This window comes from Fibrivirga algicola (assembly GCF_011742925.1).
Taxonomy (GTDB): domain Bacteria; phylum Bacteroidota; class Bacteroidia; order Cytophagales; family Spirosomataceae; genus Fibrella; species Fibrella algicola.
On the sequence record NZ_WAEL01000028.1, the window covers coordinates 1 to 1,289 of the forward strand.

1 protein-coding gene is annotated in these 1,289 nt (G+C 58.3%); it reads left to right on the forward strand.

Annotated elements, in window-relative coordinates; genetic code table 11:
• Window positions 1-69 precede the first annotated feature (69 nt).
• The coding region (locus F7231_RS27050) for an SdrD B-like domain-containing protein (RefSeq protein WP_166694345.1) at window positions 70-1,289 on the forward strand (1,220 nt) is incomplete at its 3' end.

The following is a 1,289-nucleotide window of genomic DNA, read 5'->3' on the forward strand; positions in this document are numbered from 1 at the left end:
GCAACTTATCCGTTATTAAGGCACTACTGCCTGCTGCTGTTAGGGCTCCTGAGCAGCTGCTCTACCGCCTTGGCAGCCCCACCAAGCCCACCGGCATCAGCAGCCGGCCCTACCCCACCGGGTAACTATGTATTCCGTGACGACAACCAGAACAACATCTTCGATGCTGCTGAGGTTGGAATACCCAACGTTCGGGTTAATCTCTTCACCAGCGATGGGGTACTCCGCGAAACAACACTGACCACAGCAACCGGTCTGTTCTCGTTTACCAGCACCATTCAGCCCAACACCAGCTACGACGTTCGGATCAACGCCGCCGATGCACCCCCCAACCGCAAGTTGGTACTGGCCAACCAGGGCAGCGATGAGCTTGCGGACAGCGATGCCTCCCTGATTGGCAGCACCGCCGTTATTGTGGTCCAAAGCTCGGCAGGGGGCCTGCTGCCCAATAACCTGGGCTTTGGCTACGCGGCCGGTGATCCCGATCTGGTACTCACCAAAGCCAGCAACAGCTTTAGTGTTACTCAGGGTAGTACGGCCACATTTACCCTGAGCCTGTCGAACGTAGGTGGCAGCACCGCTACAGGTGTTGTCATTCGCGACACCCTCGACGCGGGCATGCAATACGTTTCATCAACGCCAGCGGCCACCACGGCCCTGCTTGGCTCAGGTCAGGTACAGGTAACCTGGTCGCCAGGTACGTTGCTGACCGATGCGTCAGCAAGCTATCAGGTGACGGTACGGGCCGTTGCCAACGGTGTCCTCACCAACGTTGCCGGTGTCACGGCTACTTCGGCCGATGGCACTCCCCGCAATAACCTGGCGCGCGCCTGCTTTACGGTCCCGGTGAAACTCTGCCAGGGCGATGCCTATGTGACCAGTCTAACGACTGACCTGCAGAATGTAGAGTGGTTCCGCGACGGGGTTTCGGTGGGCACCGGTAACAGCCTGACTATTGTTACGGCGGGGACCTACAGCTATACCTCTACCACGGTTGGCACCAATTGCCAGGCCGGAAGCTGCTGCCCGATTATTATTTACAACGGTTCGGTGCCCAACCTGACCATCGCCCGGTCGGTTACCGCTCTCTGCGTAGGCGAATCAGCTTCGTTAACCGCCAACAACTGTGTTGGGTCACTGACGTGGAACACCGGCTCTACGCAAGCCACCATTTCTGTTTCCCCTATCGTAACAACCAGCTACTCATTCACCTGTATTCCATCGGCGGCCGATGCCTGTCCGGCTTCAGCAACGGCGACCATCACGGTGAACCCATCGGTAACGGCTAC